The following is a 20,841-nucleotide window of genomic DNA, read 5'->3' as shown; positions in this document are numbered from 1 at the left end:
CCGGTGAGCGCTCGATCAGAGCAGATACGGGATGAGCGCCTTGCGCTCGCGGGGATAGTCGGCGAACGTCTCCTCGTACCACCGATGGTTCGACATCGCCCGCGGTGCGAGGTTCGCGATCGTGTACAGCGCGAAGGCGAGCCCGGCGAACGACCAGGTCGCGATGGCCCACCCTGTCCATTCGATCATCTCGCCGAGATAGTTCGGGCTCGACACATAGCGGTACCCGCCGCCGTGCGGGACCTTGTAGCCGGAGTTCCCGTCCCCTCTCAGACGCCGGAGGATGCGGTCGGAGTTCAGGTTGAGCGCGAACCCACCGAGGAACACCAGCACCCCGATGATGAAGCGGGGGTCGGCCAGCCAGCTCACCGCGTACGTTCCGTACTCGGAGATCCAGCGCGCGTTCACCCACGTGTTGAGCAGGTTGAACAGCATCGCCATCCCCATCACCGACACGGGCATCCGGCCGCCGCCGCGCATGAGGAACGGGTACACGAACGCCCGCTGAATGTAGTGCAGCTGCCAGAGCGCCAAGAAGACCAGGGGTACGACCTCGAACCGGTGCTCCCCGAGCAGGAAGAACACCAGGAACAGGATGGATGCGGGGCTCTCCATCACGAGCCAGCCGACCCGCGCGGGAACCGTCGGCCCCCAGCCACCGCGCCCGTGCCGCCCGTAGGGCGCCACGATGAAGCACAGAGCGACGAACGTCACCACGGCGAGCCCGATCTCCAGCCAGACGAACCAGGGGTAGAGGTCGGTCGCAGCCATACTGACACTCTGCCGCACCGCCCCGGTCTGCGGCAACGCGACTAGCCGTTCCACGAGAGGCGCCGGCTGCGCCAGAAGGCGTACCGGTCCCACGGATCGTCGACGCCGTCGGCGAGGTCGGCCACGTGCTCGGCGAGCTCGTCGTGCAGCTCGAACCACTCGGTTCGCGGGATGCGATGATCGGCGAACTGGGCGTGGCGGCGCTGCTCCAGCGATCGGCCGCCCAGCTCGAACGCGAGCACCTCGTCGTGGGGCAGGCTCGCGAACCGCTGGCGCGGGTTCGCCGTCGTTCCGATCTTGATGCGGTCGCGGAACCGCAGGTAGTAGACGACGTCGACCCGCGCATCCGGCGTCTGCTCGTCGGGGATGTCGCCGACCCGCCACTCGCACATCGCGCACACCCACCCCGAGGGATACCGCACTCCGACCCGGGAGCCGCAGGCGAGGCACGGCGATGGCAGCACATCGGTCACCCCGACCTCGGCGGCGACCCAGTCGTAGGCGACGAGCAGATGGGTCGTACACACGTCGAACGGTGCGTTCGCGGTGACCGGCGCGCCGCACGGGGAGTCCCCGTCACGCACGCTGCACGATCGCTCCACGGTCATGCCGCTACGGTAGCGCCGACCCCTGTCACGGCAGTCCTCTCGTCACGCTCGACGATGGACTGCCGGTCAGAAGTCTCCCCCACCACCGAAGTCTCCGCCGCCACCGAAGTCGCCACCCCCACCCGCGTCACCGCCGAAGAAGCCACCGCCACCGGCGTCCCGGTCGCCGCCGAAGCCGCCACTGAAGAAGTCCCCGCCGTTTCCTCCGTCGCCGCCACTGCCTCCACCGTCCCCGCTCGCGTCCCCGTATCCCCCGCCGTAGCCACCGCCGCCGCCGAAGAAGCCGCCGCCGCCCCTCAGCACGGAGTCGATGAGGATGCCGCCGAGCACCGCGCCGAAGAGCCCGCCGGCGCCGCTCCCGCCGGCGCCGCTCCCGCCGGCGCCGCTCCCAGTACGACCGCCCTGGCCGGGCATCCCGTAGCGTCCGCCCACCCCTTCGGGCGACCCGTAGGCGCCCAGGTCTGACTCGGCGAGCTGGATCGCTTGCGCGGCGAGAGCGTCGGCTCGCTGCGCCCCGGCCAGAGCCGTCACCGGGTCGGTCGCCGCCACGGACTGCGCGAGGCTGAGCTGGCGTCCGGCTTCGGCGAGCCGCGTGCGCGCTTCCGCGCCCACGGCACCGCGTCGGGCCGCGATGAAGTCCGAGGCCGCCGACACCCGTGCATTCGCAGCACCGATCGCCTGGTCGAGGGATGCCGTCGCCCGCTGCTCCTGCGCCTGGCGGGTGCGCACGGCCCCGAGCACGCCGTCGATGTCGCGGTTGGCGAGGTCGAGCTTGCCGAGCAGCTCCTGCGGATTCACCCGCCCGCCAGCGAGCCGCGCCTGAACGTCCGTGACGGCGGTCTGCGTCGCCTCCTGCGCCGCCATGATGGCGCCGCTCGGATCTCCGGAGGCGGCGAGAGCGCGCGCGTCGACGATGTCCTCCTGCAGGTTGAGGATCAGGGCATCGAGCCGAGCCCGAGCGTCGGCGAGGTCGGCGGCCACCCTGTCGACCGCGTCCAGCAGCAGCCCCGACTGGCCGAGGGCTGCCTCGGCGGCGCGCACGCTGACCGCGGCGTGGCTCGCCCCTCCCGAGGTGGCCTTGGTCTCGGCATCGGCCAATGCCGTGCTTGCGAAGGTCAGCCGCTCGGTCGCCTGCACGACGTTGTCCTGCACTGTCGTCAATGCCGTGTCCGCGTATGCCGAGCTCAGGCGGGCGAGTGTCGTCTGCGTCGCGCCGATCCGCCCCTGCACAGCGGCGACGCCGGAGCGCAGCGCCGCGACCTTGCCGGGGATGTCTTTCGCCACCGATCGCAGGTGCGCGAAAGCCTCCGCCTGTTCGTCGAGCAGCCGGTTCGCCTCAACGCACCGGCGCACGATCGCCCCGTTCCAGTCGCGCCTCTCCTGCTCGGTGTCGGGTTCGGCGTCATCCAGCTTCTGTTTGAGCGCGAACGCCCGGCGCAACTCCTCCCTGGCGGCCTCGACGGCCTGCTGAAACGGTTGAGCCGCCTCCTCGCCGTACTGCGCCACCACGAAGCCGAGTTCTTGCGTGCTCGCCTGCAGTGCGTCGTCGGTGCGCACGAGAGCGCTCGACGCACGCCGCTCGAGCTCTTCGAGAGGCATCGTCAGCAGCTCGTCGGCCGGCGAGGTCTGAGCCGGGCCTGAGCCTCCGGGATGCACGCCCGTCGCGCCGCCCTGCACCTGGTGCGCCGACTGCGCGGCGACCTCTGCCCGGCGCCGGCGCCGGCGCGCCAGAACGAAGACGAGCACGATGATCGCCACGATGACCACGGCGACGACGACCAGCGTGATCACGATTCCCGCGGCCACCGACGACCCGGTGGAGCCGGCCGAACCTGGCGTTCCTTCGGAGCCGTCCCCCGCTCCGCCGCCGCCCGTGCCGGCGGCCGCGCCCATCGCCGTGGCCGCGCCGATCGCAGCGCCCGCCCAATCGTCTGCTTTGAGCTTCGGCTCGATCTGCTGCCTGCGGATGTCGGTGAGTTGGCTGCTCGACAGCGGGCCCGCCGTATCCGCCGACAGATAGTAGGTGCGGCTGTCGACGGCCACCGCCAACAGGTAGTCGTCGGCGGTCAGGCCGTTCTGCTCGGCGGTCGAGTCCGCCCACGACTTCGCCGCGGTCGGGTCGGTGAACGTGTCGACGTAGGCGACATAGAGCCGGATGCCGTGCTCATCCGACAGCGTCTGCGTCGATGCCTGCACCTCGGTGGCGCGGTCGCCCAGCACCCTTGCCTGGTCGACGACCTGGCTTCCGCTGAACGTCACCGGAGCTTCCGCGAAGGCCGGAGCCGCCGATCCCAGACCGACCCCGAGAAGCAGGAACGCGGCCGCCGCCATCCCCGCTGCGACTGTTCGCCCTCTGTGCATGATGTGCCGTCCTCAGCCTCGATCCGGCTTCTCATTGTAGGAGCCGGGGCTGATGGCCGGCCGTGTCGGGCACAGCTAGGGTGAAGAAAAAGATGGGACCCCCGATGCTGACCAGACACCGTGACGCCGAACCGTCGATCGACCCGTCCGCTTACGTCGCGACCTCGGCCGTGATCGTGGGCGACGTGACGATCGGCCCGGGTGTGCGGGTCCTCCACGGGGCCGTCATCTCAGCGGAGGATGGGCAAGTCGTCATCGGCGAGGACACCATCGTCATGGAGCACTCCCTGATCCGTGGCCGGGCGGGTCATCCGGCCCGCATCGGTTCCGCGGTCATGATCGGTCCGCATACCCACATCAACGGCAGCACCATCGAAGACGAGGTGTTCATCGCGACAGGCGCATCCCTCTTCCCCGGCAGCCGCATCGGAACCGGTGCGGAGGTCCGCATCAACGGCGTCGTGCAGGTGAACACGGTGGTCGCACCGAGCTCGGTCGTGCCCATCGGTTGGGTCGCCGTGGGAGACCCGGCTTCGATCTTCCCGCCCGACCGCCACGACGAGCTCTGGGCGATCCAGCGAGAACTCGATTTCCCGGGAACGGTCTACGGCGTGACGCGCGACACGTCGATGCGCGAGTTGATGCGCAAGCAGTCCGAGTTCTACGCCGCGCACGCCGACGACGAGACCGTCACTGACTAAACCCAAGGCGGAGATCGGGGCAAGAAAAAAGCCCGGAAACCCGGGCTTTACTTCGTCTCGATCAGTGCTGGGGTACCTGGACTCGAACCAAGAACAACTGAACCAGAATCAGCCGTGTTGCCAATTACACCATACCCCACTGCGCAGATCCGAGGACCGGCACCGAGAGTCAACAGTAGCCTACCGAGGGCCCGAACTACAAAACCGGCGCGTCGCGTTCGACCGAGACGCCGATGAGATCGCGGTTGACGGCGGCGGCGACGACGGCGCCCGATCCGGCGGCGACGATGAGCTGCTGTGGGCCGGGTTCGGTCGACTCGCCGGCGGCATAGACGCCGGGCAGCGAGGTGCGCCCGGCGGCGTCTGTGACGAGAAAACCGTCGTCGTCGCGGTCGAGATCGAGATCGTCGACGAACGAGAGCGAGGGCGACCAGAGTGGCCGCACGAACCCGCCCGACCGCGCGATCTCGGTTCCGTCGGTGAGCCGGATGCCCGTCATGGCACCGCGCTCCCCCACCACGTCGTCGATGGGGCGACGTTCGACGCTCACACCCAGCCGGGCCAGGGTTCGCTCGTCATCGTCGCCGACCGTGCCGACGCCGTTCGTGAAGACGATCAGATCGGACGTCCACTGGGTGAGCAGCAGCGCGCGCTCGGCCAGATCGTGGGTCTCGCCGATCAGCGCGAGCGGCGCATCCGACTTCTCGTAGGCGTCGCACTCGACGCAGCTGTGCAGCTGGGTGCCGTAGTAGGCGCGAATCGACGGCACGGCGGGGAGGGTCTCGGTGAGGCCGGTGGCGATCACGACGGTGTCGGCGAGCACGTCGATGTCGGCGGCCCCACGAACCCCGGAAGCGACGACACGGAAACCGGAGCCCGACACGGTCAAGCCGGTGACCTGGGCGAACACGACCTCGCCCTCGTCGTACGACTCCACCTCGTCACGCGCGAGCCTCCGCAGTTCGAGCGGAGAGATGCCGTCGCGCGTGAGAAAGCCGTGAGCGGTCAGGGTTGCCGCGTTGCGCGGGCGGTTGCCGTCGACGACGAGAACCCGTCGCCGCGCACGAACGAGGTTGAGCGCGGCCGAAAGACCGGCCGGGCCGCCGCCGATCACGACGACATCGTACGACTCGACAGTCATGCGCCGACTATCCGAGAGAAGCCGACAGCTTGTCCAGTCGCGCGATCGTCTCTGGCTTGCCGAGGATCTGCATGGACTCGAAAAGTGGGGGCGAGACCCGGCGGCCCGAGAGGGCGACGCGAAGCGGACCGAAGGCGACCCGGGGTTTCAGCCCGAGACCCTCGATGAGCGCGTCACGCAGCGACGACTCGATGGCCTCGTGGTTCCACTCCGAGACGGGAACGAGCTCCAGGGCGCCGAGCGAGGCTGCCAGCACCTCGCCCGCGTTGGCGGGAAGGGAGGCGCGGGCGTCGTCTTCGATGGTCAGCGACGCCGCGTCGGTGAAGAGGAAGCCGAGCATCCCGGGCGTCTCGCCGAGCAACTGCACGCGCTCTTGCACGAGGGGCGCGGCCTGAGCGAGGATATCGTGCTGTGCATCCGTCAGCGGCTCGGTGAGCACACCGGCGGCGACGAGGTAGGGCACGGTGCGCGCGGCGAAGTCGAACGTCTCGAGCAGACGGATGTGGTCGCCGTTGATCGACTCGGCCTTCTTGACGTCGAAGCGAGCGGGATTCGGGTTCACGTCGACGACGTCGAACGCGGCGATCATCTCGTCGATCGAGAAGACGTCGCGATCGTGCGTGAGCGACCAGCCGAGGAGAGCGAGGTAGTTGACGAGGCCCTCGGGGATGAAGCCGCGGTCACGGTGGTGGAACAGGTTCGACTCGGGGTCGCGCTTGGAGAGCTTCTTGTTGCCGTCGCCCATGACGTAGGGCAGGTGCCCGAAGCGGGGCACGAACGTGGTGATGCCGGCTTCGATGAGCGCGTGGTACAGCGCGATCTGACGAGGAGTCGACGAGAGCAGGTCTTCGCCGCGCAGCACGTGGGTGATTCCCATCAGTGCGTCATCGACGGGATTCACGAACGGGTAGAGGGGGTGGCCGTTCGGCCGCACGACCACGAAGTCGCTGAACGAGCCCGCGGGAAAAGTGATCTCACCGCGCACGAGATCGTCGAAACTCAGGTCGGTGTCGGGCACGCGCAGACGCAGGGCGGGCAGACGGCCCTCAGCGCGGAACGCGTCTCTCTGCTCCTCGGTGAGGTCGCGCTCGAAGTTGTCATAACCGAGCTTGGGGTCACGCCCGAGCGAGACGTTGCGCGCCTCGATCTCCTCGCCGGTGGCGAAGCTCTCGTAGATGTGGCCCGTGGCTTTCAGCTTGTCGATGACCTCGGCGTAGATGTCGTAGCGCTGCGACTGGCGGTACGGCGCGTGCGGTCCACCGACGTTCACACCCTCGTCCCAGTCGAGCTTCAGCCAGGTGAGGCCGTCGACGATCTGGGCGTAGCTCTCTTCACTGTCGCGCGCGGCATCCGTGTCTTCGATGCGGAACACGAGCTTGCCGCCGGTGTGCCGGGCGTAAGCCCAGTTGAAGAGGGCGGTGCGGATCAGGCCGACGTGCGGCGTGCCGGTGGGCGACGGGCAGAACCGAACGCGAACGTCGGCGCCGGTGGCCGTGGAGAACGGGTGAGAGGCTGTGTCAGACATACGAGAACAGCTTAGTTGGGAGCGCCGTGGCCCGGGCTACGCCTGCTTGGCAGCGCGCACCGGGTTCACGAGCGAGCCGACTCCCTCGATCTCGACCTCGACGGTGTCACCGGCGACGATCGGCCCGACTCCCGCTGGCGTACCTGTCAGGATCACGTCGCCCGGCAGCAGGGTGAACACGCTCGACGCGTAGGCGACGATCGTGGGGATGTCGTGCACCATGTCGCTGATCTTGCCGTCTTGTTTGAGCTCACCGTTCACGCGCGTGCGGATGGCCGCGTCGGGCGCGAGTTCCGTCTCGATCACGGGGCCGAGCGGGCAGAACGTGTCGAACCCTTTGGCGCGCGCCCACTGCCCGTCTGCCTTCTGGAGGTCGCGGGCGGTCACGTCGTTGGCGACCGTGTACCCGAAGATGTACTCGCGCGCATCCGCCGCCGCCACGTTCTTGGCGATCTTGCCGATGACCACGGCGAGCTCGCCCTCGAACTCCACCTGCTTCGACTGCGGCGGAACGACGATGGCGTCGCCGAGCCCGATGACCGCGGTGTTCGGCTTCAGGAAGAGCAGCGGCTCCCCGGGGGCCTCCCCGCCCATCTCGGCGGCGTGGTCGCGATAGTTCTTGCCGACGGCGACGACCTTGGATCGAGGGATGACGGGCGCGAGCAGGGCGCCGACCTTTCCGAGCGGAACGCGCTCGCCCGTCGTCTCGAATCCGGCGAACATGGGGTCGCCCTCGAGAACGACGAGGGCATCCTCGTCGACGATTCCGTAGTCGATGGCGCCGTCGTGGCTGAAGCGTGCGATTTTCACGACTCCGAGTCTAGTGCGGAGCGGCGCCGCGTGCCTGTGCTAGCCCGCGCGATCAGACGGTACGGAGGTCCCAGTCGCTCGCGTCCAGAGCGAGCAACGCAGCTGCGGTGGCGGCGATGGCGGGCACCTGATCCGACCCCGCGGCGCCGACGAGGTTGATCGTGCGGTGATCATGGTTCACGGTCGGGCGCACGACAACGCCTGCCGTCCGCGCGGCCGAGCCGACGGCCAGCGACGGGACGAGCGCCACACCAACCCCCTCGGCGACCATGCTCATCACGGCGACGAAGTTGTCGGTCTCGTAGGCGATCCGTGGCACGAAGTCGCGCGCATCCGTCAACTCCAAGAGGTGACCGCGGCAGCGCGGGCAGCCGGCGATCCACGACTCTCCGGCGAGGTCGGCGAGGTCGACGGCAGCCGAGTCGGCGAGCGGATGCCCGGCCGGCAGCACGATGAGCATCTCGTCGCGCCACACCGGCACCACGGCCAGGCCGCGAGCGCTCTCCCGATGCGGGTCGACCCTGTCGCCCGGATAGCTGAACGTGATGGCGAGGTCGGCCGACTGCTTGCGCACAGCCGACACCGCTTCCGGCGGCTCGGCTTCGGCATACGTGATGCGCACCCCGGGATGCGCGCCGCCCATCGTGCCGAGCAGTCGCGGCACGATGGTGGCCGAGGCCGACGGGAACGCTGCGAGCCGCACGCGCCCCGATCTCAGGCCGCGGAGATCGGCGAGTTCACCCGCCGCGGCGTCGAGAGCGGTCGTGACCGTTCCCGCGTGCCGCGCGAGCACACGCCCCGCCTCCGTGAGACGCACGCCCCGGCCGGCGCGCGTGACCACGGGCATCCCGAGCCGCGCCTCGAGTCGTTTCAGGTGCTGACTGATCGCGGGCTGGCTGTAACCGAGCGCGACCGCCGCCTGCGTGATCGAGCCGTGGTCAGCGACGGCGCGCACGACCCGCAGCGCGTGCGAGTCGAGGTCGAGCCGGTCGAAGTCGGAGGTCATGACAATGAAGCATAACGTCGCTCAATGCGTGTGATCCAACACTTGCCGTGGACGAATGAATCGCGAGGCGTCACGCTGGAGACATGCTCCTCGATCACGCCCGCTCGCAGTTCACGGCGCCGGCCGGCTATCTGGCCGCCTGCACGCAGGGGCTCCCCCTGAAGGCGACCATTGCGGCATCCAGGACCGAGCTCGACGTCTGGGAACGCGGCGACGCCACCCCGGCCCAGTACGGCGAGTCGGTCGAGCGGGCGCGCGCGGCTTACGGGCGCATCGTCGGCGTGCCGACCGACCGGGTCGCGATCGGCTCCCAGGTGTCCGTGCTCGTGAGCCTCGCGGCCGCGTCGGCGCCCGATGGGGCCGAGATCGTGTGCGTGGACGGCGACTTCAGTTCGACGATCTACCCCTTTCTGCAGCAGGAGTACCGCGGGGTGACCGTCGTGCACGCGCCGCTCGAACGGCTCGCCGAGACCATCGGGCCGAAGACCTGGCTGGTCGCGTTCTCCGTCGTTCAGTCCGCGACGGGAGCGGTCGCCGATGTCGACGCGGTGGTCGAGGCCGCGAGCGTCCACGGCGCCCGAACGCTCGCCGATCTCACGCAGGCCACCGGTTGGCTCCCGGTCGACGCGTCGCGGTTCGATCTGACGGTGTGCCACGCGTACAAGTGGCTGTGCGCGCCGCGCGGGTCGGCCTTCCTGACTGTGAACGACAGGATGCTGGCCGAACTCCGCCCGGTGCAGGCCGGATGGTTCGCCGGCGACGACCCGTGGGCGTCCTGCTACGGCCCCGGTATCCGGCTGGCCGCGGATGCCCGCTGCTTCGACGTCTCCCCCGCCTGGCCGGTGTGGCCGGGGACGGCGGCAGCACTGGAGTTCTTCGCCGACATCGACACCGAGACCGTACGCGCACACAGCGCCGGCCTCGGCGACGAGCTCTGCGCGCGGCTCGGGATGCGGTCGCGCGGTCAGGCGATCGTCACCTGGCCCGACACCGACGGCGCCGACCTCGCTGCCCTATCGGCGGCGGGGATCCGCGCGTCCGGCCGCGCCGGCCGTGCCCGGGTGGCCTTCCACCTCTGGAACACGGCCGAGGATCTCGACCTGGTTCTCGCGGCACTCCCCCGGCGCAGTCGCGTCGAGCGGTGACGTCGAGCGGTCGGTTCAGCCGTCGAGGCGCATCATCCAGTTGTGACGGTCGGGAAGGCGGCCGTACTGGATGTCGGTCAGTTCCTGGCGCAGCGCCATCGTGAGCTCACCGGGAGGCGCCGTGATGTCGCCGACCGTGAACGTGTCCGACTTGAGCTCGCCGATCGGGGTGATCACCGCCGCCGTGCCGCAGGCGAACACCTCGACGATGTCGCCCGACTCCACGCCGACGCGCCACTCGTCGATGGTCACCTTGCGCTGCTCGACCTTGTGGCCGCGGTCGCGAGCGAGCTGCAGCACCGACTCGAGCGTGATGCCCTCGAGGATGCTGTCCGACTCAGGGGTCACCACGGTGCCGTCTTTGTAGACGAGCACCACGTTCATCCCACCGAGCTCCTCGATGTACTTGCCCTCGACCGAGTCGAGGAAGAGCACCTGCGCGCAGCCGTGCTCGGCCGCCTCCGACTGCGGGAGGAGGCTCGACGCATAGTTGCCGCCGGTCTTCGCGGCGCCGGTTCCGCCCTTGCCGGCACGCGACCAGCGGTCGGAGAGCCAGATCGACACAGGGGCGACTCCGCCGTGGAAGTAGGCGCCCGCCGGGCTCGCGATCAGGTAGTACGCGACCTTGTTGGCCGGCCGCACACCGAGGAAGGCCTCTTTGGCGAACATGAACGGACGGAAGTACAGGCTGGTCTCCGGGGCAGACGGCACCCAGTCCCCGTCGACCTTGACGAGCTGCTTGAGCGAGTCGAGGAAGTACTCGACGGGGAGTTCCGGCAGCGCGAGACGGTACGCCGACCGCTGCATGCGCGCCGCGTTGGCCTCGGGGCGGAAGGTCCAGATCGAGCCGTCGGCATGACGGTACGCCTTGAGGCCCTCGAAGATCTCCTGTGCGTAGTGCAGCACCGCCGCCGACGGCTCCAGCTGGATGGGTCCGTACGGCGAGACGCGCGGCCGGTGCCAGCCGCCCTTGACCGACCAGCAGAGGTCGACCATGTGGTCGGTGAAGTAGTTGCCGAACCCGGGGTTCGCGAGGATCTCCGCGCGTTCGGCGGCGGACTTCGCCGCCTCGTTGCGGGTCACGGCGAACTGGAGGCCGCTGGTCTCGGTGGGCCCGTCGGTGAGGGTGATGCTGGTCGAAGCGTTCATGAGAGTCCTTTGCACTGCGTCAATTCAAAGCAGGGTGATCTAATTCTGCGCCACTGCGGCCGCGATCGCGTCGCCGATTTCGGCGGTGGTGCGGGATGCGCTGCCCTGCTGGTGGATGCGGGAGGCCAGGTCGGTCGTCACCGCACGCTCGACACGCTCCGCCAGGTCGCTGCTGCCGAGGTGACGCAGCAACAGGGCCACGGAGAGGATCGCAGCGGTGGGGTCGGCTTTCTGCTGGCCGGCGATGTCGGGGGCCGATCCGTGAACCGGCTCGAACATGCTGGGGAAGTCGCCTACCGGGTTGATGTTGCCGGAGGCCGCCAGTCCGATGCCACCGCTGATTGCGGCCGCGAGATCGGTGAGGATGTCGCCGAAGAGGTTGTCTGTGACGATCACGTCAAACCTATCAGGATTCGTGACGAGGAAGATCGTCGCCGCGTCGACGTGGAGGTAGTCGACGGCGATTCCCGGATGCTCGGCCGCGACCGTATCGACGATGCGCTTCCAGAGACCGCCCGCGAACGTCAGCACGTTGGTCTTGTGCACCAGGGTCAGCTTCTTGCGCCGCTGCTCGGCCTGATCGAAAGCGAACCGCACGACCCGCTCGACACCGTATGCGGTGTTCACCGACACCTCGTTGGCGATCTCGTGGGGGGTGCCGGCGCGGATGACGCCGCCGTTGCCGACGTACGGCCCTTCTGTTCCCTCGCGCACCACGACGAAGTCGATCTCGCCGGGGTCGGCCAGCGGGCTGGCGATGCCGGGGAAGAGCGTCGTCGGGCGGAGGCTCACATAGTGGTCGAGCGAGAACCGCAGCTTCAGCAGGAGCCCGCGTTCGATGTTCGCGTCTTTGAGGCGCGGGTCGCCCGGCACCCCGCCCACGGCGCCGAGCAGGATGGCGTCGTTCTGCTTGATCGAGTCGAGGTCTGCATCCGTCAGCACGTCGCCGGTGGCGAGATAGCGGTCGGCGCCGAGAGAGAACGGGGTCTTCTCGATCGTCAGCTCGCTGCCGGAGGTGACCGCGTCGAGCACCTTCACCGCTTCGGCCACGACCTCCGGTCCGATTCCGTCTCCCGGGATGACGGCGAGTCTGATCGTCTGCGGCATGGCACTCCTGCGGTCTCGATTGGTCTGTTCAGCCAGCCTACCGGCGAGCGGCGACGGTCAGCCGCGCACCTTGCGCAGCGAGATCAGGGCGAGCACGGCCGCGCACACCATCAGGGCGACGCCGATTCCGGCGGTCAGGGCGACCCCGGAGTCGAACGCGTGCCTCGCCGATTCGAGCAGCTGCTCGCCCAGCGCATCCGGCAGCTGCCCGGCGACCGTCGTCGCGCCGCCGATCGTCTCGCCTGCGGCGTGCGCCTGCGCGGCGGAGAGCCCGTCGGGCAGCACGACCGCCGAGCGGTACGACGCGGTGAGAATGGTGCCGAGCGTCGCGGTGCCGAGCACGGCCCCGAGCTCGTACGCGGTCTCCGACACGGCGGAGGCGGCGCCGGCCTTATCGGCCGGGGCACTCGAGAGGATGAGCTCGTTCGACACGGTCTCCGCCGCGCCGATCCCGAGACCGAGCAGCACGAAGGCGATCATGAGGACCGATGCGGGCGCATCCCCGCCCGACAGCGACACGAGGCCGTATCCCGACGCGGAGATGAGCAGACCGATCGGGATGACGATGCTCGGGCGCACCCGGCGCGCGATCGGAACCACCACCAGGCCGGCCACGATCATCGTCGCGAGCCCGGGCAGCAGCACAAGGCCCGACCCGATCGGACTGAGACCGAGCACCAACTGGAGGTGCTGCGAGACGAAGAACAGGAATCCGACGAGCGAGACGACGCTCAGCAGATTGACGAGCACGGCGCCGCTGAACGACGCGCGCCGGAACAGCCGCATGTCGAGCATCGGCACCGGCCGACGCAGCTGGCGCCGCACGAACAGCACGCCCGCCGTCACGCCGACCACGATCGCCAGCACCCCGACCAGCGTGAAGCCCTCGCTCGCAAGGGTCTTGATGCCGTAGACGACCGGCGCCATGGCGGCGAGCGACAGCACGATGCTCACGACGTCGATGGGGCCGGGGTTCGGATCCTTCGACTCGCGGATGAGCAGGGGCGTCAGAACGAGCATCGGCACGAGCACGGGAACGGCAAGCAGGAAGACGGAGCCCCACCAGAAGTGCTCGATCAGCAGCCCGCCGACGATCGGACCGAGGGCCGAACCGGCCGCGAATCCGGACGCCCAGATCGCGATCGCGAGTCTGCGTTGGTCCCGGTCGGTGAACGTGCTGCGCAGAAGAGACAGGGTCGACGGCATCAACATCGCACCGAAGAAGCCGAGCACGGCGCGGGACAGGATGAGGAGTTCGGTGGTCGGGGCGAAAGCGGCGGCGATCGACACGGCCGAGAACCCCACGGCGCCGATCAGCAGCAGCTTGCGCCGGCCGATCCTGTCGCCGAGGCTGCCCATCGACACCAGCAGTCCCGCGAGCACCAGCGGATAGGCGTCGATGATCCAGAGCATCCCCGTTCCACTCGGCTCCAGCGCCTGCGAGATCGCCGGCAGCGCGAAGCTCAGCACCGTGTTGTCGATCGAGACGAGCAACACGGGAAGCATGAGAACGGCGAGCGCCAGCCACTCGCGGGCGCCGGCGCGCACGGAGGCGACGACAGGCTGCGATTGCGTGGAGGGCGAAATGGACATGGCGTTTACTATACCGTCTGGACGGTACAGTGATCAAGCCAGAGCGGCTACCATGGGCACATGTCTTCGACTCCGTCCGCCGGCCCGTCGGCGCGCGATCGCGTTCTCGACGCCTTCGAACAACTCCTCACCGAACAGAGCGAGCGGGCGGCGACGCTCGACGCGGTCGCAGCGCGCGCTGGCGTATCCAAGGGCGGGCTGCTCTACCACTTCGCCTCGAAGGACGCCCTGGTCGAGGGGCTCGTCGGCCGGCTGCAGGCGCTCGTCGACGAAGACCTCGACCGGATGCGCACCGCACCCGCCGGCCCTGTCGACTACTTCGTGCGCAGCTCGGTGTCGTCGCAGAGCGCTCTCGACCGCACCGTCGTCGCCGTCGCGCGGCTCGCCCAGGGCGCAGACCCCCGTGCGCGCGAGATGCTCAGCACGATGCAGGCCGGCTGGCTGGGCGCACTCGAGACGGAGATCGCCGACCCGACCGTCGCCAAAGCGGTCATGCTGATCGGCGACGGCATCTACTACAACTCGGTGCTGCTGCCGGAGGCCACCGCCGTCGTGCGCGACGAGGCGGAGATGGACCGTCTCGTCGAGCTCGTGCTGGAGCTCGCCCACCGCAGAGCCTAGCCGCCCAGTTCGGCGATCCGTGCCTCGAGAAACCGTTGCGCCCGGGGGCTCGGCTCGAGCTCCCGGGCCCGCCGATACGCTTCCACCGGCGCGGGGAGGTCGTCGGCGAGCCGCGACAGCTCGCCGCGCACGGCGAACGACTGCGGCGCGATCGTGCCGACGAACGCATCCGGGATGCGCTCGAGCTCACCCAGCGCGGCCTCAGGTCCGACATCCGGGCTGTACCCGCGTGCCACCACCCGGCCGAGCTGCGCGGCCGGCGACGGCCACACGTCGACCAGGCGGTCGTAGAGTCGCGCGATCGAAGCCCAGTCGGTCTCGGCCCAAGACCCCGCCGTGGTGTGGAGTCCCGCTATCCCCGCCTGCAGGGCGAATCGCCCTCGGCCCGCGAGGGCGACGGTCGCCAGCCGTTCGCCGGCGGCGACCATCCCCCCGTCCCACCCGGCCCGGTCGGCGTCGGCGAGTGTCACGAAATCACCGGCCGGCGAGAGCCGTGACGACTGCCTGGCCTCTGTGAGCAGGAGGAGTGCCAGCAGCCCTGTCGCCTCTGCGTCATCGGGGCGCACCCGGTGGGCGTCGGCAGCCAGAGCCAGCGCGTCGGCACGCACCCGGGCATCCGGAGTCGCGTGCCCCGCCGTGTAAAGCAGGTAGATCGCGGTGAGCGCGTCGGGAAAGCGCGCGGTCACCTCGGCTTCGTCTTCGATCGCGAACCGCACATCCGAGTCGTGGATGCGGCGCTTCGCCCGCGTGAGTCTGGCCGCCATCGTGCTCGTCTGCACGAGGAACACGGCCGCCACGTCGCTGGTGGGCATCCCGCAGACGAACCTCAGGGCGAGCGCCACCCTCGCCTCCTCCGCCACGTCGGGATGGCAGACGAGCAGGATGAGTTCGAGCCGTTCATCGCCCGAGAACTCGAAGCTCGGGTCGGTGGTCGCGCTGTCTGGCATGGGCAGGTCCGCTGTTCGCCGCAGCTCGGCCGCGATGGCGGGCAGGCTGCGTCTCGTCGTCTGTTCTGCGCGCACGGTGTCGACGGCGATCCGCCGTGCCACGGTCGTGATCCAGGCCGCGGGATTGTCGGGGGCGCGCCCGGTCGCCGCGAGGGCGACGGCGCGCGCGAAGGCCTCCTGCACGGCGTCCTCCGCCAGCAGCAGATCCCCCGTGTAGCGGGCGACGGCGCCGAGGATGCGCGGGGAATCCTCCCGAAACGCATCCTCGACGCCGGTGGCGCCGGAGGCGACCGTCACTTCACGGTGTCGAGCACCAGCACCGGGTGCAGTCCGAGCCATCCGTCGGTCGGCACGAGAGCGGCGAGCTCCTTCGCCTGCTGCGGCGACTGCGCCGTGAAGACGTAGAGGCCGGTGACGACCTCGCGCGTCTCGCCGAACGGACCGTCGGTGAAGACGGGCGCTCCCCCGGCGCTGGGGGTGATCTTCGTGGCGGCGGCCTCGCCCTGCAGGGCGTTGCTGACGACGAGGCGCTCACCCGCGGCGGCCACCGCCTCCTGGAAGGCCCGGTGGCCGGCCATCCCGGCTTCCCACTGCTCCGCGGTCATGGTCGACGGGTCCCATTCGGGCTCGTGGATGAGGATCACGTATTCGTCGGACATGGGTGTCTCCCTTACGTCGTGCGCGGTGTGCGCTTCTGATGTGAACACCACTACGACGTAAGCTAACCGCCGAAATCGACAGACGGCCAGAAATACTTTTGCCGGTTCAGGCCTCGGTGATGTCGATCTCGTGCATCAGGTCGGCGTCGATCGCGACGCGCACCTTCTCGAGGAGCCCCTCGGGGATGCGCGAGTCGACCGTCAGCACGCTGAGGGCCTTGCCGCCGGCGGACGTGCGGGCGATCTGCATGCCGGCGATGTTGATGGACGCCTCGCCGAACTCGTGGCCGTAGATGGCGACGATGCCGGGGCGGTCGTCGTAGATCATGACGATGAGGTGCTCGGCGATCGGCACCTCGACGTCGTAGCCGTTGATCTCGACGATCTTCTCGATCTGCTTCGTGCCGGTCAGCGTTCCCGAGACCGAGATCTGCGATCCGTCGCTGAGCGCACCGCGCAGCGTGATGAGGTTGCGGTACTCCTCGCTCACCGAGTCGGTGATCAAGCGCACCTCGATGCCGCGCTGCTCGGCGAGCAGCGGCGCGTTCACGTACGACACCGTCTCGCTGACGATGTTGGTGAAGATGCCTTTCAGCGCGGCCAGCTTGAGCACGCTCACGTCGTAGTCGAGCAGTTCGCCGCGAACCTCGACGTCGACGCTGGTGAGCGGGCTGTGCGAGAGACCGGCGAACACCTGGCCGAGCTTCTCGACGAGCGGGATGCCGGGGCGCACGTAGGGGTCGATGACGCCGCCGGCCACATTGACCGCATCCGGAACGAGTTCGCCAGAGAGAGCCAGGCGCACCGACTTGGCGACCGAGACGCCCGCCTTCTCCTGAGCTTCGTCCGTCGAGGCCCCGAGGTGCGGTGTGACGACGACGTTCTCCAGCGCGAGCAGCGGCGAGTCGGTGGGCGGCTCGCTGACGAACACGTCGAGGCCGGCTCCGGCGATCGACTTCGTCGAGAGTGCGCGGTACAGCGCGTCTTCGTCGATCAGTCCACCGCGGGCGACGTTGACGATGAACGCGGTCGACTTCATGAGCGCCAGCTGGTCGTCGCTGATCATGCCCGTCGTCTCCGGCGTCTTCGGCATGTGGATCGTGATGAAGTCGGCTTCGGCGAGCAGTTCGTCGAGCGTCACCAGCTGCACGCCGAGCTGCTGCGCGCGAGCCGACGTGACGTAGGGGTCGTAAGCGATCACCTTGGTGCCGAACGCCTGCAGGCGGGCGGTGATCAACGCGCCGATGCGGCCGAGGCCGATGATGCCGACGGTCTTCTCGTAGAGCTCGACGCCGGTGTACTTCGATCGTTTCCACAGCCCCTGGGCGAGCGCACTGTGCGCGGCGGGGATATGACGGGCAAGGCTCAGGATGTGGCCGACGGTCAGCTCGGCGGCGGAGATGATGTTCGAGGTGGGGGCGTTCACAACCATGACACCGGCGGTGGTCGCCGTCTTGATGTCGACGTTGTCGAGCCCGACACCGGCACGCGCGACGACCCGGAGTTTCGGGGCCGCGGCGATCACCTCCGCGTCGACCTTGGTCGCGGACCGCACGAGGATCGCATCCGCATCCGCCACCGCGGAGAGCAGCGCGGCCCGGTCGGTGCCGTCGACGGAGCGGATCTCGAAGTCCGGCCCGAGGGCGTCGACGGTTGCAGGCGAAAGTTCTTCGGCGATCAGCACGACCGGCTTTGTCACGTGGCAGTTCCTTTGAGTGGGAGCAGGCTTGGGAGGCGAGCGCCACGATCATTGGGGCGCGATCAGCACACACTCTACCGGCTGCCACAGGGTGCCTTTCACCGCGTTACGCCGCGTGGAGCGGCGTCACGCGAGCCCTCCCGATGCAGACTGGAGCGTGTGACCCCCTTCGAGATCGTTCAGCTCATCGTCCGCATCCTGCTCGCGGCGATCTTCATCGGGATGGGCGTCGCGCACTTCCGGCGCGGCCCCCGTCGCACGATGGCGAAGATGATCCCGCCGAGGATGCGCCGGCGAGGCGCACTCCGCCCGGAGGTGCTCGTGGCCATCACCGGCGTGTGCGAGATCGCAGGCGGCATCGGTCTCCTCGTTCCGGCGACGCGGGTGCCGGCTGCCGTGCTGCTGGCGGTGTTCCTGGTCGCGGTGTTCCCGGCGAATGCCTACGCCGCGCGCCACGGGGAGACCTTCGGCCGGCTGGCCACCCCGCTCGTGCCGCGACTCATCGGGCAGCTCGCCCTCATCGCGCTCTGCGTCGTGGCGGCGCTGTAGCGGCGGGTTCGCGGCTCAGCGACCGGGAACGGCGGCGACCGCCTCGCGCACGACGTCGGGCGACGTCACGTCGTAGGAGTCGTCACCGCCGCCGGGACCGCTCGTGGTTCCTGTGACGGAGGCGCGAGCCGAGAGGTGCACGGCATCGACGCCGGTCGCGGCGATGGCCTGGATGTCTTGAACGCGCACTCCCCCGCCCGCCATGACCTGGATGCGACCCGAGGCCTGCGCGGTCAGAGCGGCGAGCATCCCGACGCCGTCGATGCTGCGCGCGGCGCCGCCGGAGCTGAGGATGCGGGTCACGCCGAGCCCGACCAGAGCGTCGAGCGCGCCGAGAGGGTCGGCCACGGCATCCATGGCCCGATGGAAGGTGACCTCGATGCCGTCCGCGGCGTCGACCAAGGCGGCCGTCGCGTCCAGGTCGAGGGTGCCGGCCGGGGTGAGCGCGCCGATGACCACGCCACCGGCGCCGGCAGCGCGGGCCGCGCGCACGTCCGCGACGGTGACATCCAGCTCATCCGGCGTGTAGACGAAACCGCCACCACGGGGACGAACCAGCACCTGCACGAAATCGGGACGGGATGCCGCCCTCGCCTGCTCGACCGCGGCCGCGATCAGCCCGGCAGACGGCGTGAGACCTCCCGTCGCGAGGGCCGCGCACAACTCGATGCGGTCGACGCCCGCGTCGAGCGCGACACGCACGCCCGCGGGATCTTGCACGGCGATCTCGATCTGCACTGCTTCTCCTCCGCTGCTGACGCCTGCCCTACCCCACCCCGGTGACCGTTCGTGCGAAAAGCGCGGTCCGGGAGACCGGAACCGCGCTTTTCACACGAATGGAGCGCGGTAGCTAGCGGGCGACCTCGCCGTCCACGTAGTCGTCGTCGTTCGAGGCGTTCCAGGCGAACAGCTTGCGCAGCTCGCGGCCGGTGGCCTCGATCGGGTGCTGCTCGCCCTTCTTGCGCAGGGCGAGGAACTCAGGCGCGCCCGCATCCTGGTCGGCGATGAAGCGCTCGGCGAACGCGCCGGACTGGATGTCGGCGAGAACGGCCTGCATGTTCTCCTTGACGTGCGGGTCGATGACGCGCGGGCCGGAGACGTAGTCGCCGTACTCGGCCGTGTCGGAGACGCTCCAGCGCTGCTTGGCGATGCCGCCCTCCCACATCAGGTCGACGATGAGCTTCAGCTCGTGGAGCACCTCGAAGTAGGCGACCTGCGGCTGGTAGCCGGCCTCGGTCAGAGTCTCGAAGCCGTACTGCACGAGCTGCGAGACGCCGCCGCAGAGCACGGCCTGCTCACCGAACAGGTCGGTCTCGGTCTCTTCGGTGAAGGTGGTCTTGATGCCGCCGGCGCGCAGGCCGCCGATGCCCTTGGCGTAGCTGAGGACGAGCGGCCAAGCGTTGCCGGTCGCATCCTTCTCGACGGCGACGATCACGGGAACGCCGCGGCCGGCCTCGTACTCGCGGCGCACGGTGTGGCCGGGGCCCTTCGGGGCGACCATGATGACGTCGACGCCCTCGGGTGCCTCGATGTAGCCGAACCGGATATTGAAGCCGTGCCCGAAGACGAGCGCGTTGCCCTCCTCGATGTTCGGCTGGATGTCGTCGGAGTAGAGGTGGCGCTGCACCTGGTCGGGGGCGAGGATGACGATGACGTCAGCCCACTTGGCGGCGTCGGCGGCGCTGAGCACCTGGAACCCGGCCTCCTCGGCCTTGGGCTTCGACTTCGAGCCCTCCTTCAGTCCGATGACGACCTCGACACCGGAGTCGCGAAGGTTCTGCGCGTGCGCGTGCCCCTGCGAGCCGTAACCGATGACGGCGACCTTCTTGCCGTGGATGATCGACAGGTCAGCGTCGTTGTCGTAGTAGATCTCAGCCACTTGATGTATCTCCTTGGTTGTGGGTTCTGGCTTGTACTTCGTCGCCGGGACGGCGAGCTAGTTCTTGAAGACTCGCTCGGTGATCGATTTCGAGCCACGGCCGATCGCGAGGAGGCCCGACTGGGCCATCTCTTTGATCCCGTAAGGCTCGAGCACCTTGAGGAGAGCCTGCGTCTTGCCGCTGTCACCGGTGACCTCGATGACGAGGGCGTCGGTCGCAACGTCGACGACGCGGGCGCGGAAGAGGTTGACCGCCTCGAGCACCTGCGAGCGCGTGGTGTTGTCGACCCGAACCTTGATCAGCAGGTGCTCGCGCTGCACCGACTGCGCGGGATCCAGCTCGACGATCTTGATCACGTTGATCAGCTTGTTGAGCTGTTTGGTGATCTGCTCGAGCGGGAGGTCCTCCACGTTGACCACCACGGTGATCCGCGAGAGGCCCTCGACCTCGCTGGTGCCCACCGCGAGCGACGCGATGTTGAAGCCGCGACGGGCGAAGAGCCCGGCGACACGGGTCAGCAGACCCGGTTTGTCCTCGACGAGGAGGGAAAGGACGTGCGTGCTCATCGG

At 69.1% G+C, this 20,841-nt stretch carries 20 protein-coding genes and 1 tRNA gene; 4 read left to right on the top strand and 17 right to left on the bottom strand.

The window, feature by feature from the left end; all coding sequences use genetic code 11:
* Positions 1-15: 15 nt before the first annotated feature.
* The 3 genes from ACFVWR_RS06480 to ACFVWR_RS06470 form a co-directional block, all read right to left on the bottom strand.
* Complete coding sequence (locus tag ACFVWR_RS06480; RefSeq protein ID WP_387209234.1) at positions 16-771, bottom strand: DUF1295 domain-containing protein; 756 nt, start codon at positions 769-771, stop codon at positions 16-18.
* Between the two features lie 41 nt (positions 772-812).
* Entirely contained in the window at positions 813-1,379 is a 567-nt protein-coding gene (locus tag ACFVWR_RS06475; protein WP_387209232.1) for a GIY-YIG nuclease family protein, read from the bottom strand.
* A gap of 66 nt (positions 1,380-1,445) precedes the next feature.
* Positions 1,446-3,740, bottom strand: coding sequence for a TPM domain-containing protein (locus ACFVWR_RS06470; RefSeq protein WP_387209230.1), 2,295 nt, complete (start codon positions 3,738-3,740; stop codon positions 1,446-1,448).
* Positions 3,741-3,844: 104 nt separating this feature from the next.
* On the opposite strand from ACFVWR_RS06470, the gene ACFVWR_RS06465 reads away from it, so the two are divergent.
* On the top strand, positions 3,845-4,441 hold the full coding sequence (locus ACFVWR_RS06465; protein WP_387209228.1) for a gamma carbonic anhydrase family protein: 597 nt from the start codon (positions 3,845-3,847) through the stop codon (positions 4,439-4,441).
* A 67-nt stretch (positions 4,442-4,508) separates the two neighbouring features.
* Here the strand turns inward: ACFVWR_RS06465 and ACFVWR_RS06460 are convergent.
* The 5 genes from ACFVWR_RS06460 to ACFVWR_RS06440 all read right to left on the bottom strand — a co-directional run bounded on the left by ACFVWR_RS06460 (position 4,509) and on the right by ACFVWR_RS06440 (position 8,923).
* Positions 4,509-4,580: transfer RNA gene (locus ACFVWR_RS06460), tRNA-Gln, on the bottom strand.
* Positions 4,581-4,637: 57 nt separating this feature from the next.
* Positions 4,638-5,582, bottom strand: a complete 945-nt coding sequence (locus tag ACFVWR_RS06455) for an NAD(P)/FAD-dependent oxidoreductase (RefSeq protein WP_387209226.1) — start codon at positions 5,580-5,582, stop codon at positions 4,638-4,640.
* A 7-nt stretch (positions 5,583-5,589) separates the two neighbouring features.
* Positions 5,590-7,107 (bottom strand): glutamate--tRNA ligase, encoded by a 1,518-nt coding sequence (gltX, locus tag ACFVWR_RS06450; RefSeq protein WP_387209224.1) that lies wholly within the window; start codon positions 7,105-7,107, stop codon positions 5,590-5,592.
* Positions 7,108-7,143: 36 nt separating this feature from the next.
* Positions 7,144-7,917: a fumarylacetoacetate hydrolase family protein gene (locus ACFVWR_RS06445; protein WP_387209222.1), complete on the bottom strand. Its 774-nt coding sequence runs from the start codon at positions 7,915-7,917 to the stop codon at positions 7,144-7,146.
* A gap of 52 nt (positions 7,918-7,969) precedes the next feature.
* Positions 7,970-8,923: a LysR family transcriptional regulator gene (locus tag ACFVWR_RS06440; protein ID WP_387209219.1), complete on the bottom strand. Its 954-nt coding sequence runs from the start codon at positions 8,921-8,923 to the stop codon at positions 7,970-7,972.
* Positions 8,924-9,006: 83 nt separating this feature from the next.
* On the opposite strand from ACFVWR_RS06440, the gene ACFVWR_RS06435 reads away from it, so the two are divergent.
* Entirely contained in the window at positions 9,007-10,068 is a 1,062-nt protein-coding gene (locus ACFVWR_RS06435) for an aminotransferase class V-fold PLP-dependent enzyme (protein WP_387209216.1), read from the top strand.
* 15 nt (positions 10,069-10,083) lie between these two features.
* Here the strand turns inward: ACFVWR_RS06435 and ACFVWR_RS06430 are convergent, their stop codons facing one another.
* From ACFVWR_RS06430 to ACFVWR_RS06420, 3 genes are read right to left on the bottom strand one after another with little or no spacing between them, the layout of a single operon-like run.
* Entirely contained in the window at positions 10,084-11,217 is a 1,134-nt protein-coding gene (locus ACFVWR_RS06430; protein WP_387209214.1) for a branched-chain amino acid aminotransferase, read from the bottom strand.
* Positions 11,218-11,256: 39 nt separating this feature from the next.
* Positions 11,257-12,324 (bottom strand): 3-isopropylmalate dehydrogenase, encoded by a 1,068-nt coding sequence (locus ACFVWR_RS06425; RefSeq protein WP_387209212.1) that lies wholly within the window; start codon positions 12,322-12,324, stop codon positions 11,257-11,259.
* Between the two features lie 57 nt (positions 12,325-12,381).
* A complete protein-coding gene (locus ACFVWR_RS06420; RefSeq protein ID WP_387209209.1) occupies positions 12,382-13,917 on the bottom strand; it encodes an MFS transporter in 1,536 nt (511 codons plus the stop codon).
* A gap of 60 nt (positions 13,918-13,977) precedes the next feature.
* Between ACFVWR_RS06420 and ACFVWR_RS06415 the strand changes: the two genes are divergently transcribed.
* Complete coding sequence (locus tag ACFVWR_RS06415; protein ID WP_387209207.1) at positions 13,978-14,538, top strand: TetR/AcrR family transcriptional regulator; 561 nt, start codon at positions 13,978-13,980, stop codon at positions 14,536-14,538.
* Here ACFVWR_RS06415 and ACFVWR_RS06410 read toward each other — a convergent pair.
* The 3 genes from ACFVWR_RS06410 to serA form a co-directional block, all read right to left on the bottom strand.
* Entirely contained in the window at positions 14,535-15,782 is a 1,248-nt protein-coding gene (locus ACFVWR_RS06410) for an RNA polymerase sigma factor (protein WP_387209205.1), read from the bottom strand. The two genes, ACFVWR_RS06415 and ACFVWR_RS06410, sit on opposite strands and share 4 nt — an antisense overlap.
* A complete protein-coding gene (locus ACFVWR_RS06405) occupies positions 15,779-16,144 on the bottom strand; it encodes a YciI family protein (protein WP_387209203.1) in 366 nt (121 codons plus the stop codon). Before ACFVWR_RS06405 ends, ACFVWR_RS06410 begins: the two co-directional genes overlap by 4 nt.
* Positions 16,145-16,250: 106 nt before the next feature.
* Positions 16,251-17,843 carry a phosphoglycerate dehydrogenase gene (gene serA / locus ACFVWR_RS06400; RefSeq protein ID WP_387209201.1) on the bottom strand — a complete coding sequence of 531 codons (1,593 nt, stop codon included), beginning with the start codon at positions 17,841-17,843 and terminating at the stop codon, positions 16,251-16,253.
* Positions 17,844-18,002: 159 nt separating this feature from the next.
* On the opposite strand from serA, the gene ACFVWR_RS06395 reads away from it, so the two are divergent.
* The gene (locus ACFVWR_RS06395; RefSeq protein WP_387209199.1) at positions 18,003-18,392 is read left to right on the top strand and encodes a DoxX family membrane protein; all 390 of its coding nucleotides are present in this window, start codon (positions 18,003-18,005) and stop codon (positions 18,390-18,392) included.
* 15 nt (positions 18,393-18,407) lie between these two features.
* Here the strand turns inward: ACFVWR_RS06395 and ACFVWR_RS06390 are convergent, their stop codons facing one another.
* The 3 genes from ACFVWR_RS06390 to ilvN form a co-directional block, all read right to left on the bottom strand.
* On the bottom strand, positions 18,408-19,130 hold the full coding sequence (locus ACFVWR_RS06390; protein ID WP_387209197.1) for a copper homeostasis protein CutC: 723 nt from the start codon (positions 19,128-19,130) through the stop codon (positions 18,408-18,410).
* Positions 19,131-19,242: 112 nt separating this feature from the next.
* Positions 19,243-20,271 (bottom strand): ketol-acid reductoisomerase, encoded by a 1,029-nt coding sequence (gene ilvC, locus ACFVWR_RS06385; RefSeq protein WP_387209195.1) that lies wholly within the window; start codon positions 20,269-20,271, stop codon positions 19,243-19,245.
* A 57-nt stretch (positions 20,272-20,328) separates the two neighbouring features.
* Positions 20,329-20,838 carry an acetolactate synthase small subunit gene (gene ilvN, locus ACFVWR_RS06380; RefSeq protein ID WP_387209193.1) on the bottom strand — a complete coding sequence of 170 codons (510 nt, stop codon included), beginning with the start codon at positions 20,836-20,838 and terminating at the stop codon, positions 20,329-20,331.
* Positions 20,839-20,841 lie beyond the last annotated feature (3 nt).

It is taken from the genome of Leifsonia sp. NPDC058292, from assembly GCF_042880955.1.
GTDB lineage: Bacteria > Actinomycetota > Actinomycetes > Actinomycetales > Microbacteriaceae > Leifsonia.
This window is presented reverse-complemented; position numbering and strand designations above follow the sequence as displayed.

What these genes read in the sequence shown, in the direction of transcription:
- ACFVWR_RS06465 (WP_387209228.1), top strand. Translation starts at nt 3,845, where the DNA reads ATGCTGACCAGACACCGTGACGCCGAACCGTCGATCGACCCGTCCGCT.
- ACFVWR_RS06425 (WP_387209212.1), bottom strand. Translation starts at nt 12,324, where the DNA reads ATGCCGCAGACGATCAGACTCGCCGTCATCCCGGGAGACGGAATCGGA.
- ACFVWR_RS06480 (WP_387209234.1), bottom strand. Translation starts at nt 771, where the DNA reads ATGGCTGCGACCGACCTCTACCCCTGGTTCGTCTGGCTGGAGATCGGG.
- ilvN (WP_387209193.1), bottom strand. Translation starts at nt 20,838, where the DNA reads ATGAGCACGCACGTCCTTTCCCTCCTCGTCGAGGACAAACCGGGTCTG.
- ACFVWR_RS06440 (WP_387209219.1), bottom strand. Translation starts at nt 8,923, where the DNA reads ATGACCTCCGACTTCGACCGGCTCGACCTCGACTCGCACGCGCTGCGG.
- ACFVWR_RS06455 (WP_387209226.1), bottom strand. Translation starts at nt 5,582, where the DNA reads ATGACTGTCGAGTCGTACGATGTCGTCGTGATCGGCGGCGGCCCGGCC.
- ACFVWR_RS06415 (WP_387209207.1), top strand. Translation starts at nt 13,978, where the DNA reads ATGTCTTCGACTCCGTCCGCCGGCCCGTCGGCGCGCGATCGCGTTCTC.
- ACFVWR_RS06435 (WP_387209216.1), top strand. Translation starts at nt 9,007, where the DNA reads ATGCTCCTCGATCACGCCCGCTCGCAGTTCACGGCGCCGGCCGGCTAT.
- ACFVWR_RS06420 (WP_387209209.1), bottom strand. Translation starts at nt 13,917, where the DNA reads ATGTCCATTTCGCCCTCCACGCAATCGCAGCCTGTCGTCGCCTCCGTG.
- ACFVWR_RS06405 (WP_387209203.1), bottom strand. Translation starts at nt 16,144, where the DNA reads ATGTCCGACGAATACGTGATCCTCATCCACGAGCCCGAATGGGACCCG.
- ACFVWR_RS06470 (WP_387209230.1), bottom strand. Translation starts at nt 3,740, where the DNA reads ATGCACAGAGGGCGAACAGTCGCAGCGGGGATGGCGGCGGCCGCGTTC.
- ACFVWR_RS06475 (WP_387209232.1), bottom strand. Translation starts at nt 1,379, where the DNA reads ATGACCGTGGAGCGATCGTGCAGCGTGCGTGACGGGGACTCCCCGTGC.
- ACFVWR_RS06430 (WP_387209214.1), bottom strand. Translation starts at nt 11,217, where the DNA reads ATGAACGCTTCGACCAGCATCACCCTCACCGACGGGCCCACCGAGACC.
- gltX (WP_387209224.1), bottom strand. Translation starts at nt 7,107, where the DNA reads ATGTCTGACACAGCCTCTCACCCGTTCTCCACGGCCACCGGCGCCGAC.